At 54.1% G+C, this 14140-nt stretch carries 14 protein-coding genes; 7 read left to right on the forward strand and 7 right to left on the reverse strand.

The window, feature by feature from the left end; genetic code table 11:
• Positions 1-59 precede the first annotated feature (59 nt).
• The gene (gene cadC, locus MY052_RS06260) at positions 60-1577 is read right to left on the reverse strand and encodes a lysine decarboxylation/transport transcriptional activator CadC (RefSeq protein ID WP_248538377.1); all 1518 of its coding nucleotides are present in this window, start codon (positions 1575-1577) and stop codon (positions 60-62) included.
• Between the two features lie 146 nt (positions 1578-1723).
• Positions 1724-2914, reverse strand: a complete 1191-nt coding sequence (hmpA, locus tag MY052_RS06265) for an NO-inducible flavohemoprotein (protein ID WP_035891342.1) — start codon at positions 2912-2914, stop codon at positions 1724-1726.
• A gap of 326 nt (positions 2915-3240) precedes the next feature.
• On the opposite strand from hmpA, the gene glyA reads away from it, so the two are divergent.
• A complete protein-coding gene (gene glyA, locus MY052_RS06270; protein ID WP_035891344.1) occupies positions 3241-4494 on the forward strand; it encodes a serine hydroxymethyltransferase in 1254 nt (417 codons plus the stop codon).
• An 81-nt stretch (positions 4495-4575) separates the two neighbouring features.
• Here the strand turns inward: glyA and MY052_RS06275 are convergent, their stop codons facing one another.
• Complete coding sequence (locus tag MY052_RS06275; RefSeq protein ID WP_202217435.1) at positions 4576-4998, reverse strand: DoxX family protein; 423 nt, start codon at positions 4996-4998, stop codon at positions 4576-4578.
• Positions 4999-5197: 199 nt separating this feature from the next.
• Positions 5198-5392: a ChiQ/YbfN family lipoprotein gene (locus tag MY052_RS06280; protein WP_248538378.1), complete on the reverse strand. Its 195-nt coding sequence runs from the start codon at positions 5390-5392 to the stop codon at positions 5198-5200.
• Positions 5393-5595: 203 nt separating this feature from the next.
• Between MY052_RS06280 and MY052_RS06285 the strand changes: the two genes are divergently transcribed.
• Positions 5596-6732, forward strand: coding sequence for a 3-phenylpropionate MFS transporter (locus tag MY052_RS06285; protein ID WP_035891354.1), 1137 nt, complete (start codon positions 5596-5598; stop codon positions 6730-6732).
• On the opposite strand, the gene csiE is transcribed toward MY052_RS06285, so the two are convergent.
• Positions 6729-8006, reverse strand: coding sequence for a stationary phase inducible protein CsiE (gene csiE, locus MY052_RS06290; RefSeq protein WP_248538379.1), 1278 nt, complete (start codon positions 8004-8006; stop codon positions 6729-6731). The two genes, MY052_RS06285 and csiE, sit on opposite strands and share 4 nt — an antisense overlap.
• A gap of 116 nt (positions 8007-8122) precedes the next feature.
• On the opposite strand from csiE, the gene MY052_RS06295 reads away from it, so the two are divergent.
• Complete coding sequence (locus MY052_RS06295; RefSeq protein ID WP_035891523.1) at positions 8123-8761, forward strand: DUF1007 family protein; 639 nt, start codon at positions 8123-8125, stop codon at positions 8759-8761.
• Entirely contained in the window at positions 8752-9732 is a 981-nt protein-coding gene (locus tag MY052_RS06300) for a nickel/cobalt transporter (protein ID WP_248538380.1), read from the forward strand. Before MY052_RS06295 ends, MY052_RS06300 begins: the two co-directional genes overlap by 10 nt.
• A 67-nt stretch (positions 9733-9799) precedes the next feature.
• On the opposite strand, the gene MY052_RS06305 is transcribed toward MY052_RS06300, so the two are convergent.
• Together MY052_RS06305 and suhB are read right to left on the reverse strand one after the other, a co-directional pair.
• Positions 9800-10228 carry an OsmC family protein gene (locus MY052_RS06305; RefSeq protein WP_035891357.1) on the reverse strand — a complete coding sequence of 143 codons (429 nt, stop codon included), beginning with the start codon at positions 10226-10228 and terminating at the stop codon, positions 9800-9802.
• Positions 10229-10371: 143 nt separating this feature from the next.
• Positions 10372-11175 carry an inositol-1-monophosphatase gene (gene suhB, locus MY052_RS06310; RefSeq protein ID WP_035891358.1) on the reverse strand — a complete coding sequence of 268 codons (804 nt, stop codon included), beginning with the start codon at positions 11173-11175 and terminating at the stop codon, positions 10372-10374.
• 120 nt (positions 11176-11295) lie between these two features.
• Here suhB and trmJ point away from each other — a divergent pair, with 120 nt between their 5' ends.
• The 3 genes from trmJ to iscS all read left to right on the forward strand — a co-directional run bounded on the left by trmJ (position 11296) and on the right by iscS (position 14140).
• A complete protein-coding gene (trmJ, locus tag MY052_RS06315) occupies positions 11296-12030 on the forward strand; it encodes a tRNA (cytosine(32)/uridine(32)-2'-O)-methyltransferase TrmJ (protein WP_035891359.1) in 735 nt (244 codons plus the stop codon).
• A gap of 239 nt (positions 12031-12269) precedes the next feature.
• Entirely contained in the window at positions 12270-12761 is a 492-nt protein-coding gene (gene iscR, locus MY052_RS06320; protein WP_035891361.1) for a Fe-S cluster assembly transcriptional regulator IscR, read from the forward strand.
• Positions 12762-12925: 164 nt separating this feature from the next.
• Complete coding sequence (gene iscS, locus MY052_RS06325; protein ID WP_035891364.1) at positions 12926-14140, forward strand: cysteine desulfurase; 1215 nt, start codon at positions 12926-12928, stop codon at positions 14138-14140.

Here is a 14140-nt window from a genome sequence, read left to right on the forward strand (position 1 = left end):
CAATATTACATTAAGAAATTGATTATTTAACCAGAATAATCGAATAGTCTGGCTAACGATTACTCATTGATTAAAAATGTCTGCAAATAAGGGACTATTTTTTCTATCGACGTCTGGAATACGCCGTTTTGAATCCAATACAGCGTGTTCTCGCCAGGGCGCAAATTGAATGCCGTAATATACGCATCTGCCGCCAGTCGACTCTCGCCTTTCATTTCATAAGCCTTACCGAGCAGCACGTAGTTGAGCCATGACATCTCCAGCGCAATGCTTTTATTGATGGCGTCATAAGCATTATCAACGTGGCCTTTACTTAAATAATCGATAGCTTTAATGCGATAAAGCACGGCGCTGTTTTGAATTTCCGGTATCTGCTCCACGCGCGTTAATTCTTCATTCAGCGCTGCCAACTGCTGGTTATCAAAAGGCTGCTGAGATTGGCGTAATACATCCACCATTGTTTTTTGTGCGGAGGCGTACGAGAAACCCGGTGAAGATTTAATAATGCTGTCGAGCAGAGTGCTGGCCTTGTTTAACGATGGCGCATCGCCAATCGACACCAGTTGCAACGCCTGGTAAAACTGCGCCAACGACTGTGCTTCAGGCAGCTTAAGCCGCGTCAGCTGCTTCTGCATGTCTTCAGGCCACGGCTGTGCCAGGACGCTGGAGAGGCTATCGAAGAGATCGCTCTGGATGGAAACGAGGTTACTGTCGGTCACGAAGTAGCGTTTATCGAGCATCGTGGAAGCATCGGCGTTGTCGACCAGCAGGACGGACATAAAGCATTGCTGGGCGCGATAGTGGCGCTGGTTAACAAAGCTGATGGTCAGCGTCTTACCCGAACTGCTGGGTTCATTGACGTTATAGTTGGTTTTGTCATGAACCATAAAGGTTGAGTAAGTGTTCAGCGAGGTGGTAATCAACGTCCCGAGACCGATGGCATAAGACTGCTGAGAGACCCAGTTATTACAGGAGGATCCGGGCTCAAAGCGTACGTCAATATCACGCGGGTTAAGCAGCAGATGCGAACGCGTCACCTGTGGGTGCGGGCGGACTATGGTCAACAGGACCATGGCAATCAGCACGCCAAGCGACAGTAAAAAGGCGCACTGGGTCCAGAAGTTGGCAAACCAGCGGCGATTTTTCTGCGTGGGTGGCGCTTGTACAGACGGTTTTTGCGTCGGGACGACCGGCGCTATCTCGGGGGCGGTCGCATCCAGAGGTACCTGCGTTTCATCTTTTATGTCGGACTCATCAAGCCAGGTGACCGCTGCCGTTAACTGATAACCGCGTTTGGGTACGGTAATAATGTATTCAGCGTTGCTGTCTCCGCCGTCGCGCAGCGACTTACGCAGCTCTGAAATACTCTGAGTGACCACGTGACTGGTGACGATATTACGCATCCAGATGTTATCAATGAGTTCGTCACGACTCAGTACTTCCCCCGGGTGACGGGCGAAATACATTAATAGATCGATTAACCGAGGTTCGAGGGTGAGCTGGCGTCCGGGCCGGCTGATTTGATTAACTGAAGGCGTGACCAGCCATTCTCCAACGCGCACAACGGGCTGTTGCATAACAATAAGTCACCAAAGGAAAAATAATGGGAGAAGTTATCAATGATAACACAGTTGAATACCCTATTTTTTGACTCGGGAGAGCGTTAATGAAGAGAGTCTGGTGCGGTGAGCGGGTAGAAAACTACCCGCTCGGAAAGAAAAGATTACAGGACTTTATGCGGGCCGAAGCATTCGTAATGAATACGCTCGGCGTTGACGCCTAAGGCAACCAGCTGTTTTGCCGCGTGCTGCATAAAGGCAACCGGGCCGCACAGATAGAATTGCATCTGCGGGTCACGCAACTTATCGGCAAGTGTTGAGAGCGTCATCAGTCCTTCGCTGTCGAATGCGTTGGACTGGCGGTCTGCGTCGGTCGGGGTGCGATACCACAGGTGCGACGTGAAGTCAGGCAGCGCGCTACCCAGCGTTTTCACCTCATCGGCAAAGGCGTGAACGTCGCCATTTTCGGCTGCATGGAACCAGTTAACCTGCGCTGGGTGGTGGTTTTTAGACAACGTATCCAGCATCGCCAGCATCGGCGTTTGCCCCACGCCGCCGGAAATCAGCGTGACCGGCGTCTGCGGGGTGACGTTCAGGAAGAAGTCGCCAGCAGGTGCAGCCAGATAGACTACATCACCTTCTTTTGCTGCGTTATGCAGCCAGTTCGATACCTGACCGCCGTTTTCACGTTTCACGGCAATGCGGTAGCCTTTACCGTCTGGTTTACGGGTCAGAGAGTACTGACGAATTTCCTGATACTCGAAGCCTTCCGGCTTCAGCCATACCGCCAGATACTGGCCCGGCTGATAATCCGCAACTGGCTGACCGTCCACCGGTTCCATCTCGAAGCTGGTGATAAGTGCACTGCGCGGCGTCTTTTTCACGATGCGGAAGGCGCGGGTGCCTTCCCAACCGCCGGTTTTGCTGGCGTTATCCTGATAAATCTCGGCTTCGCGGTTGATAAACACGCCCGCCAGCACACCGTAGGCTTTGCCCCAGGCGTCCAGCACTTCCTGGCCCGGGCTAAACATCTCATCCAGCGTCGCCAGCAGATGCGCACCTACGATGTTGTACTGCTCCGGCTTAATCTGGAAGCTGGTGTGCTTCTGGGCAATTTTCTCTACCGCTGGCAGCAGTGCAGGCAGATTTTCAATATTGCTGGCGTAGGCGGCAATGGCGTTAAACAGCGCTTCACGCTGGTCGCCGTTACGCTGGTTGCTCATATTGAAAATCTCTTTCAGCTCCGGATTGTGGGTGAACATCCGATCATAAAAGTGGGCGGTGAGCTTTGGTCCAGTTTCAACCAGCAGGGGAATAGTGGCTTTTACGGTGGCGATGGTTTGAGCGTCTAGCATGGCAGGTCTTCCTTTCAATGTTATCTAATGTTGCATGTTAAATGCATCTTATAAAAATACCCCTGCTTTGTAAATGGTTCTTTGAAGGAATGCGCTATTGCGGTTACAACTTGAATTATTCACATCACAATCCTGAAAAGAAATCCGTTTCCCTGTCGTAGCCCTTTATTCCTCAACCCCTTGTGTGGCGCGGAGGTAAACGTTTGCGTAATTTCGTTTGTCAAGACCTGTTATCGCAGAACTAATCAGTTATACTGTTGGCCGTTGTCCAATTGGACTGCCTTTTCAGGCCAAAATTTAATTGTTAGCTGAGTCAGGAGATGCGGATGTTAAAGCGTGAAATGAACATTGCCGATTATGATGCCGAACTGTGGCAGGCTATGGAGCAGGAAAAAGTACGTCAGGAAGAGCACATCGAACTGATCGCCTCCGAAAACTACACCAGCCCGCGCGTTATGCAGGCGCAGGGTTCTCAGCTGACCAACAAATACGCTGAAGGTTACCCAGGCAAACGCTACTACGGCGGTTGCGAATACGTTGATATCGTTGAACAGCTGGCGATTGACCGTGCGAAAGAACTGTTTGGCGCAGACTACGCTAACGTGCAGCCGCACTCCGGCTCTCAGGCTAACTTCGCTGTCTACACCGCGCTGCTGCAGCCGGGCGATACCGTGCTGGGTATGAACCTGGCGCAGGGTGGCCACCTGACTCACGGCTCCCCGGTTAACTTCTCCGGCAAACTGTACAACATCATCCCTTACGGTATTGATGAGTCCGGTAAAATTGACTACGACGAGATGGCTAAGCTGGCTCAGACCCACAAACCGAAAATGATCATCGGTGGCTTCTCTGCTTACTCCGGCGTTGTAGACTGGGCAAAAATGCGTGAAATCGCAGACAGCATCGGTGCTTACCTGTTCGTCGACATGGCACACGTTGCCGGTCTGATTGCCGCAGGCGTTTACCCGAACCCGGTTCCACACGCACACGTTGTGACCACGACCACTCACAAAACCCTGGCGGGTCCACGCGGTGGCCTGATCCTGGCGAAAGACGGCAGCGAAGAGCTGTACAAAAAACTGAACTCCGCCGTGTTCCCAAGCGCGCAGGGTGGCCCACTGATGCACGTGATCGCCGGTAAAGCGGTTGCGCTGAAAGAAGCGATGGAGCCAGAGTTCAAAGTTTACCAGCAGCAGGTTGCTAAAAACGCTAAAGCGATGGTGGAAGTGTTCCTGAACCGCGGCTACAAAGTGGTTTCTGGCGGTACTGAAAACCACCTGTTCCTGCTGGACCTGGTGGATAAAAACCTGACCGGTAAAGAAGCTGATGCCGCGCTGGGCCGCGCTAACATCACCGTTAACAAAAACAGCGTACCGAACGATCCTAAGAGCCCGTTCGTGACTTCCGGTATCCGTATCGGTTCCCCAGCGGTAACTCGCCGCGGCTTCAAAGAAGCTGAAGTGAAAGAGCTGGCCGGCTGGATGTGTGATGTGCTGGACAACATCAACGATGAATCTGTCATCGAAAGCGTCAAAGCGAAAGTGCTGGATATCTGCGCTCGCTTCCCGGTTTACGCGTAATCGCTAACCGTAAGATGCAAAAAAGGCCGCGTATGCGGCCTTTTTTTATGCCTGATAAGCATAGTGCCTTCAGACAAACCATCAACGCCTATCTAACGAAATTTTCCCCGGCCCGGCAATCGCCAGCAGCAGGAACGCGCCTGAAATACTGACGTTCTTGTAGAAGTTAATCATGTTTGGCATCACCGCATCACCGGTCATGTTCCAGAAGTGGTGGCCAATCACCGCCGTCCCCAGAGTGTAGAAGATAAAAAGCACCGCCAGCGGACGGGTAAAGAAGCCCAGAATCACCAGGATAACGGCAGGCACTTCCATCACAATGGCAATAATGGCGGCGAGGGAAGGCATCGGTGCGCCCGACGCCGCCATATATTGTACCGTCCCGTCGAAGTGAAGCATTTTGGGATAGCCGAAAAGAATAAACAGCAGCACGATGGCGATACGGGCGATTAGCAGTAGCAGATCGCGCGAAGCGCCGAAGTCGAGATAACGGAGAGCGTTCATGGTCATTCCATTGTGTAAGTACGTGTGATTTAAACGTAATACACAATATGGCTCCCTGCCAGCGCGCGCACATAAATCAGTCTTATGGCTGGAACGCACGTATTGTGCCTGACGGGACCATAACCCTGCTTTGATGCCCGGTTATATGAATATTTCTAATACGAAGTTCGTCGTTTTTCTGCTCGCTCTTATTACAGATTCAGCGAGAAGCCTTTAGAACCTTACCGCATTTTTCATCGCTCGCCTGGCCGTTGCCGCTCATTGCGGCCTGAATGCACTCCTGGTAATCCAGCGATGAAAGGGTTTCGTTACTGCTATGCGTTTGTGGCTTTGACGGTGTGCTGGCACAGCCCATCAAGAAAAATACAACGAGCGCGGGGAGAAGGGGTTTCATGGTTCCATCCTGAGATATTGGTGTCCGTGATGACAGTGTGCACCGCGGTGAAGCGAGCGCTGTAACCGTTTGTGCGGACGGATGACTGGCGCAAAAATAGATAAAGGTGACGCCCATCACAATTATCTCGTTAACGTGAGGAGTAGTTCTCTTCAGAATGTGGGTTGAGTCATTAGACTAGGGATTCCACAACGGGAGGAACCATGGTTTTGCACTCCACGCGCTGGCTGGCGCTCAGTTACTTCACCTACTTTTTTAGCTACGGTATTTTTCTTCCTTTCTGGAGCGTCTGGCTCAAAGGCGCAGGGCTATCGCCCGAAACCATCGGTCTGCTGCTCGGCGCGGGGCTGGTTGCCCGTTTTCTCGGGAGCCTGCTGATTGCGCCGCGCGTGAGCGATCCTTCGCGCTTAATCAGCGTACTGCGCATTCTGGCGCTGATGACGCTGCTGTTCGCCGCCGCGTTCTGGGCGGGAACGCAGGTCGCCTGGCTGATGGTGGTGATGATCGGCTTCAACCTGTTCTTCTCGCCGCTGGTGCCATTGACCGATGCGCTGGCGAATACCTGGCAAAAACAGATAACCATGGACTATGGCCGGGTGCGACTGTGGGGCTCGATTGCCTTTGTGATTGGCTCTGCGCTCACCGGTAAGCTGGTCAGCCTGTTCGATTATCACGTGATTTTGTTGATGCTGAGCCTTGGCGTCGCGTCGATGCTGTTGGGGATGCTGCTGAAGCCTTCGGTGATGCCGCTCGGCGAAACTCGCCATCAGGAGAGCGTTGGTTGGCCAGCCTGGCGCTCCTTAATCACGCAAAACTGGCGCTTTCTCGCCTGCGTCAGTCTGCTTCAGGGGGCTCACGCGGCCTATTACGGTTTCAGCGCCATCTTCTGGGAAGGGGCAGGATATTCGGCATCGGCCATCGGCTATCTGTGGTCGTTGGGCGTGGTCGCCGAAGTGGTCACTTTTGCGCTGAGCAAAAAAGTTTTCCGCCGCTTTAGCGCGCGGGATCTGCTGCTGCTGTCGGCGGTTTGCGGCGTTATCCGCTGGGGGCTGATGGGCTGGACCACGAGCCTGCCGTGGCTGATTCTGATTCAGATCCTGCATTGCGGCACCTTCACCGTCTGTCATCTGGCGGCGATGCGCTATATTGCCGCCCGCCAGGGAAGCGAAGTCATTCGCCTGCAGGCGGTCTACTCGGCGGTGGCGATGGGCGGCAGTATTGCGGTGATGACCATGTTCTCCGGCTTCCTTTATCAGCATCTCCATCAGGGGTTGTTCTGGGTGATGGCGCTGGTGGCACTACCGGCACTGGTGCTGCGACCAAAAACCGTCGCCCGCTAGGTCTCCAGAATCTTGCAGATATGCTGCTGCTGGTGCTCGCTGAGCGGTTGTTCGGCGTGGATCAGCGGCGGCGAAAACAGGGGCAGGGCAATCGCGTAAGGCGAGATAACCAGCGTGCTGTTTTTCGGCGCGCCTTCTTTCTGGAACGTATTAACCGCCAGGTATTTCACGGTCAGCGGCAGCAGCGTCAGTTCGCGAAGCTGCTGTTCTATCTCTTGCTCAAGCGCCGGGTTATTTCCGGTCAGCAGTACCACCTGTTTTTCCTGTAGATCGCTTTCCTGCATCAGTCCTGCTCCAAAAATTACCGCAATCAGCGCCGCTTCATCGTCGCTAAAATTCAGGCTATAGCGCGTTTCAAAGTCACTCAGCGCCGCGCGGGTGGTACGAATTAAGCGTGGGTAGAGGCGGTGGATCTCTTCGGGGAGATGATGATCGATACCGATCTCAAACACGCAGCGATTCAGCGCCTGCGACAGATGCACGTAGAGTTGATCGTGCAGACCGCGCTCATCGGTGAAATGGCAGTGCGCTTCATGTTGAAAACGATCGACCAGCCTGGCAATTGCCAGATGCAGCTGCTTATCCTGCTCACGCCCATCAAACAGAGGATTGGGCACCTTCAGCAGCATAAACAGCAACGCGAGGAAGTGCTGCTCGTTATGATTCGGCGTCTGCATAACGCGTCGCTGCCAGTGATGGACAATATCCGCCGCCATCTGGTATTCAACGGTCGACTGTGTCCAGGCGCTTTGTAGCGGAGTAAAGCGTGGGCTTTCTCCCTGATGGTGCTGTAGCAGACAGTATTGCAGATACAGACGCAGGAACTGCCCGTCGCGACATTCGAATTCGCGCTGCAGGCTGCGGGCACAGCGGTTTACCAGCGCCTGCAGGTTGGTTTCATCGTACAGCGTACGAGGAATTTTCAGCCGTTTGAGCTGCGTTTTAAGTGCCGGTGTAAAATGTTGGGTAACAAAATGGGGGCACAAACGCAATGCGCGGCGAAGCCAGTGCAGCAAGCACAGGCGCAGGTCGAGAGTGGTGCCTTCAATCCGATAGCAGCCATCCGCCTGAGTGGCGATCGCCAGACGATGGTAACGCTCAACCTCCTCTCCGGCTTCAATGACATCTTGCCGGGCGGTGGAAACATCGACATTATTCACCATGCCAATGTATTCCGCCGTGATGGAATGACCAGGGAGATAGAGCATCAGCAGCGCCTGGCAGCGGCGCTGCGGACTGGAAAGCACAGATGGCGGTTCGAGTACGGTCATCATCTGTTGGGATCCAGCAGCAGGTTATGAGCTTAAGAATAGACAAAAGATAACGGTAGCTAATGAGCTTTAGCTAAGGAATGCAGGTGACGGTCACAGAATTTTTCACTGAGGAACGGATGAAGAGAGTGAAACAATGCGCGGTTCTGACGTTTCTTACGCTTTTATCGGCAAACGCCGGCGCGCATCCGCATAGTTTTATTACCATCACCAACCAACTGGTGGTGGCCGATGGCAAGCTGACCGGCATGAAAATGCGCTGGGTGATGGATGAGCTCACCTCGGCGGATTTGCTCTATGACGCGGGGAAGGCGAAACCGGGCGATGAGGTCTGGAAAAAACTGGCAGCGGAAGTGATGGCAAACGTGCTGGGACAGCACTATTTTACCGAGTTCTGGCACGACGGGAAAAAGGTGAAGTTCGAGAATCTGCCAACCGCTTACGGCCTGGCTCGTCAGGGGCATCAGGCGGTGCTGACCTTTACGCTACCGCTGGCAACGCCGCAGCCGCTGGCGGGACAGACCTATACCTTTTCCACTTTTGACCCAACGTACTATGTCGATATGAGCTATGAAAAGGACGGTGACGTCGCGTTCGGCCCTGATTTCAAAGGGGCATGCAAGGTCAGCGTTCATACGCCAAAACCGAATGAAGACATGCTCTCCTACGCGCAGTCGCTCGACAAAGCGGATGCGCCGCCGGAGGACATGGACCTTGGAAAACAGTTTGCTCAGAAGGTGACTATCGCATGTCAGTAACCTCCTTTAGCCGCCGTACGTCGCGCCGCTGGCTTCCACTCTGGCCGCTGCTGTTGTTCTTCATCGTCGCAGCCTTCGGCCTGCTGTGGCTTTGGCACGCCTGGCCGCAGGTCATGATGAAAAGCGTTATCTGGCAGCGCGATGTTAACCAGCAGATGAGTGGCTTATTAAAAGCGGTGGCGGAGAATCCGACTCAGGCGGGTGGGGCGCTACTGTTGTTCAGCTTTGTCTACGGCGTACTGCACGCGCTGGGGCCAGGACACGGAAAGGTGGTTATCACGACGTGGCTGGCAACCCATCCTTCAAAATTAAAATCCAGTATTGGCCTCACGCTCGCCGCTTCTTTATTACAGGGGCTGGTGGCAATAGGGCTGGTGGTGGTGGTTCTGACGCTGTTGCAGCTTCCGGCGAGGCAGCTGCATCTCAGCAGCTTTTGGCTAGAGAAGGGCAGCTATGCGCTCGTGGGCGTACTGGGACTCTTATTGTGCTGGCGGGCGCTAAAAAAGCTGCGGGCAATGCTGCGCAAACCGAAGTTTACCGCGTTTACGCCGCACCACGTTCATGACCAACACTGCGGCTGCGGCCATCAGCATATGCCCGACCCGAAACAGCTTGAGCGCGATGAAGACTGGCGTGCCAGGCTGGTGATTGTGCTGTCGATGGGAATGCGCCCCTGCTCCGGGGCCATTATGGTGCTGCTGTTTAGTAAAGTGATTGGCGTGTTCGGCTGGGGCGTTGCCTCCGCGCTGGCGATGGCGGCGGGTACATCTATCACCATCTCTTCTCTGGCGCTGCTGGTTCACGCTTTTCGCACCCTTGCGGTGAAACTCAGCGGCAATCGCACGCCGGTACTCTGGCGGCAGGTAGGCTGGACGACGCTAGCGCTGGCAGGTGGGGTGGTTCTGGTGGCAGCGGCTGTGGTCATGTGGGTGAGCGCAGTGCCGGTCGGTAGAGGGTTAAGACCGTTCTAAAGCTGAAATGCTGGTCAAAATAAGGTGACCAGCATGCTTTCACGAGAGGATTCGGCCAGCTTTAACGTTAGTTCAACGTATAATTCAGCGTGATTTCAGCCTTCAACACCTGGGAAACCGGGCAGCCCGCTTTGGCTTTCTGGATGATGCCATCAAACTGTCTCGGATCGATACCGGGCACTCTCACCTTACTTTGCAGGGCGATTTTGGTAATGGCAAATCCGCTATCGGTTTTGTCCAGCGAGACGTCTGCCGTGGTATCAATGGTATCAGCGGTATAACCCGCTTCGCCCAGCATCAGTGATAACGCCATCGAAAAACAGGCTGCGTGTGCGGCGCCAATCAGCTCTTCCGGGTTGGTGCCTTTTGCGCCTTCAAAGCGAGTATTAAAGCCGTAAGGTTGTTGGTTAAGAACGCCGCTTTCGGTAGAAACCGTCCCTTTTCCGCGTTTGATATCGCCTGACCAGTGCGCTGAACCATGCTTGTGAATTGTCATTCTCATTCTCCTTTTGGCTAACAAAAGGTTAAGTATAGACGACGGATTTGGGAGTAACGGGAAGCGCGATAATTCTGGGGCAGGGGAGGGGTAAAAAAAAGAAGCCCACAACGGGCTTCTTCTTAATGACGCAATGTCCGGACTTAGCGCTTCAGCGCTTCGCTCAGCTCGTCACGCATGTTCGCCAGCATGGCTTTCACGATGCGTGGGTTACCAGCAACGATGTTGCCGGTCATCATGTAGTTGTGGCCACCGGTGAAGTCACAAACGATGGAACCTGACTCACGAGCGATCAGTTCGCCAGCGGCGAAGTCCCATGGCTTCAGGCCGATTTCGAAGAAACCGTCAACGCGCGCAGCGGCAACGTAGGCCAGATCCAGCGCAGCGGAACCGGAGCGACGGAAGTCCGCGCATTCGGTAAACATTTTGCCGAGGATGTTCATGTAGGCAGGGGCGTGCTGTTTCACTTTGAACGGGAAACCGGTCGCGATGATGGTGCCATCCAGGTCGCGGGCAGTGCTGCCACGCAGACGGTAACCGTTAAGCTGTGCGCCCTGGCCGCGAGTTGCGGTGAACAGTTCGTTGCGCATTGGATCGTAAACCACAGCCACTTCAGTACGGCCTTTGATGCGTACGGCGATGGAAACGGAGAAGTGTGGAAGACGTTTGATAAAGTTGGTGGTGCCATCCAGTGGATCGATAACCCATTGAACATCCAGATCTTCGCCAACATGTTCACCGCTTTCTTCGGTGATGATGGTGTGTTGCGGGTAAGATTTGCGAATGGTGTCGATAATCATCGCTTCAGCGGCTTTATCAACGTTAGTCACGAAATCGTTGCTGCCTTTCTGGCTCGCTTCAACAGCTTCTGGTGTTTCGTAGTTTTTGGCAATCAGGTTACCCGCCTTGCGCGCTGCGCGCACGGCGATGTTCAGCATCGGATGCATCAGGTTACTCTCACTGGATGTTAAAGAACGGGGAAAACGGCGTATATCATAGCAGCGAATTCGGATTCTGTCTCAGGTTTATGGTAATATGGTCGAATAATCTTTAGACGAAGAATGACAATGCTGCAAAATATCCGAATCGTGCTGGTCGAAACCTCTCACACCGGCAATATGGGCTCCGTCGCCCGCGCTATGAAAACCATGGGGTTAACCAACCTGTGGCTGGTCAACCCGCTGGTGAAACCGGACTCCCAGGCCATCGCTCTGGCCGCCGGTGCCAGCGATGTCATTGGCAACGCGCAGATCGTCGATACCCTCGATGAAGCGCTGGCCGGTTGTAGCCTGGTGGTTGGCACCAGCGCGCGTTCCCGTACGCTGCCGTGGCCGATGCTCGACCCGCGCGAGTGCGGTCTGAAAAGCGTCTCAGAAGGTGAACATGCGCCGGTCGCGCTGGTGTTCGGTCGTGAGCGCGTTGGCCTGACCAACGATGAACTGCAGAAATGTCATTACCACGTCGCGATTGCCGCTAACCCGGAATACAGCTCGCTGAACCTGGCGATGGCCGTGCAGGTTATTGCTTATGAAGTGCGCATGGCCTGGCTGGCGACGCAGGAAAGCAATGAACCGAAGGTTGAGCACGAAGAGACGCCGTACCCGCTGGTGGACGATCTTGAACGTTTCTACGGTCACCTGGAGCAGACGCTGCTCTCTACCGGTTTCATTCGTGAAAACCATCCGGGGCAGGTGATGAGCCGTTTACGTCGTCTGTTTACCCGCGCGCGCCCGGAAAGCCAGGAGCTGAACATCCTGCGTGGAATTCTGGCGTCTATCGAGCAGCAGAATAAAGGCAAGTAACCGCGTTAATGCCGGATGGCGCTTCGCTTATCCGGCCTACAAATCGTGCGGCCCGTAGGCCGGATAAGCGAAGCGCCATCCGGCAAATCAATACCGCACGGAACGCCAAATACCTGACTAAATTACTCAAGTAAATAGTTGACTGTTTTAGTCAGGAATGTCAGACTTGGCCCTGCTATGCAATACCCACAATATTATTAAAAACCCCGGGCAGGGGCGAGTTTGAGGTTAAGTAAGACATGAGACTGACATCTAAAGGGCGTTATGCCGTAACCGCGATGCTGGACGTTGCACTCAACTCCGAAGCGGGCCCGGTGCCGTTGGCTGATATTTCTGAACGTCAGGGAATTTCACTCTCCTATCTGGAGCAGCTGTTCTCCCGTCTGCGTAAAAATGGCTTAGTATCCAGCGTACGCGGACCTGGCGGTGGTTATCTGCTGGGTAAAGAAGCAAACCACATCGCAGTGGGTGAAGTGATTAGCGCAGTGGACGAGTCCGTTGACGCAACCCGCTGTCAGGGGAAAGGTGGTTGCCAGGGCGGCGATAAATGTTTGACCCACGCACTCTGGCGCGATCTGAGCGACCGTCTGACTGGCTTCCTGAACAACATCACCCTCGGTGAACTGGTCAATAACCAGGAAGTTCTGGATGTGTCTGGTCGCCAACATTCGCACGACACCTCCCGCAATACCCGCGTACAAGACGCAATCGACGTTAAGTTACGTGCATAATCCACCTGCTCTGCCGTGTGCCTTATCGGGCGCACGTAGCAGGGCTGGTTATAGATAAAAATGAGATTTCAGAGTCAGGCCGGGACAGCGTCCCGTCAACACGGTCGTACATCCAGCCGGTTGCCTGACTCCTTGCATTGAGTGATGTACGGAGTTAAAGAGCAATGAAATTACCGATTTATCTCGACTACTCCGCAACCACGCCGGTGGACCCGCGTGTTGCCGAGAAAATGATGCAGTTTCTGACCCTGGACGGGACCTTTGGTAACCCGGCCTCTCGTTCACACCGTTTCGGCTGGCAGGCTGAAGAGGCGGTAGATATCGCCCGTAACCAGATTGCCGACCTCGTGGGTGCAGACCCGCGTGAAATCGTCTTCACCTCCGGTGCGACTGAATCCGACAACCTGGCGATTAAAGGTGCAGCCAACTTTTATCAGAAAAAAGGCAAGCACATCATCACCAGCAAAACCGAGCATAAAGCCGTGCTGGACACCTGTCGTCAGCTCGAGCGCGAAGGTTTCGAAATCACCTATCTGGCGCCACAGCGCAACGGCATTATCGATCTCAAAGAGCTCGAAGCCGCTATGCGGGACGACACCATCCTCGTCTCCATCATGCACGTGAACAACGAAATCGGCGTGGTGCAGGATATCGCGACCATCGGCGAAATGTGCCGTGCACGCGGCATTATCTATCACGTGGATGCCACTCAGAGCGTGGGCAAACTGCCTATCGACCTGAGCCAGCTGAAAGTTGACCTGATGTCCTTCTCCGGTCACAAAATCTACGGTCCAAAAGGTATCGGCGCGCTGTACGTTCGTCGTAAACCACGTATCCGTATCGAAGCGCAGATGCACGGCGGCGGTCACGAGCGCGGCATGCGTTCCGGTACCCTGCCTGTTCACCAGATCGTCGGCATGGGCGAAGCTTACCGTATCGCGAAAGAAGAGATGGAGACCGAAATGGCCCGTCTGCGCGGTCTGCGTAACCGTCTGTGGAACGGCGTGAAGGATATGGAAGAAGTCTACCTGAACGGTGACCTTGAGCAGGGCGCTCCAAACATCCTCAACGTGAGTTTTAACTACGTTGAAGGTGAATCCCTGATTATGGCGCTGAAAGACCTGGCGGTTTCCTCCGGTTCTGCCTGTACTTCCGCAAGCCTTGAGCCATCCTACGTGCTGCGCGCACTGGGCATGACCGATGAGCTGGCGCATAGCTCCATTCGTTTCTCTTTAGGTCGTTTCACTACCGAAGAAGAGATTGACTACACCATCAATCTGGTTCGCAACTCCATTGGCCGTCTGCGCGACCTTTCTCCACTGTGGGAAATGTTCAAGCAGGGCGTGGATCTGAACAGCATTGAATGGTCGCATCATTAA

The sequence above is a fragment of the Kluyvera ascorbata genome (assembly GCF_023195735.1).
GTDB lineage: Bacteria > Pseudomonadota > Gammaproteobacteria > Enterobacterales > Enterobacteriaceae > Kluyvera > Kluyvera ascorbata.

What these genes read in the sequence shown, in the direction of transcription:
- hmpA (WP_035891342.1), bottom strand. Translation starts at nt 2,914, where the DNA reads ATGCTAGACGCTCAAACCATCGCCACCGTAAAAGCCACTATTCCCCTG.
- MY052_RS06295 (WP_035891523.1), top strand. Translation starts at nt 8,123, where the DNA reads ATGAAGAGAGTGAAACAATGCGCGGTTCTGACGTTTCTTACGCTTTTA.
- glyA (WP_035891344.1), top strand. Translation starts at nt 3,241, where the DNA reads ATGTTAAAGCGTGAAATGAACATTGCCGATTATGATGCCGAACTGTGG.
- MY052_RS06275 (WP_202217435.1), bottom strand. Translation starts at nt 4,998, where the DNA reads ATGAACGCTCTCCGTTATCTCGACTTCGGCGCTTCGCGCGATCTGCTA.
- trmJ (WP_035891359.1), top strand. Translation starts at nt 11,296, where the DNA reads ATGCTGCAAAATATCCGAATCGTGCTGGTCGAAACCTCTCACACCGGC.
- iscR (WP_035891361.1), top strand. Translation starts at nt 12,270, where the DNA reads ATGAGACTGACATCTAAAGGGCGTTATGCCGTAACCGCGATGCTGGAC.
- cadC (WP_248538377.1), bottom strand. Translation starts at nt 1,577, where the DNA reads ATGCAACAGCCCGTTGTGCGCGTTGGAGAATGGCTGGTCACGCCTTCA.
- iscS (WP_035891364.1), top strand. Translation starts at nt 12,926, where the DNA reads ATGAAATTACCGATTTATCTCGACTACTCCGCAACCACGCCGGTGGAC.
- MY052_RS06305 (WP_035891357.1), bottom strand. Translation starts at nt 10,228, where the DNA reads ATGACAATTCACAAGCATGGTTCAGCGCACTGGTCAGGCGATATCAAA.
- MY052_RS06300 (WP_248538380.1), top strand. Translation starts at nt 8,752, where the DNA reads ATGTCAGTAACCTCCTTTAGCCGCCGTACGTCGCGCCGCTGGCTTCCA.
- csiE (WP_248538379.1), bottom strand. Translation starts at nt 8,006, where the DNA reads ATGATGACCGTACTCGAACCGCCATCTGTGCTTTCCAGTCCGCAGCGC.
- suhB (WP_035891358.1), bottom strand. Translation starts at nt 11,175, where the DNA reads ATGCATCCGATGCTGAACATCGCCGTGCGCGCAGCGCGCAAGGCGGGT.
- MY052_RS06280 (WP_248538378.1), bottom strand. Translation starts at nt 5,392, where the DNA reads ATGAAACCCCTTCTCCCCGCGCTCGTTGTATTTTTCTTGATGGGCTGT.
- MY052_RS06285 (WP_035891354.1), top strand. Translation starts at nt 5,596, where the DNA reads ATGGTTTTGCACTCCACGCGCTGGCTGGCGCTCAGTTACTTCACCTAC.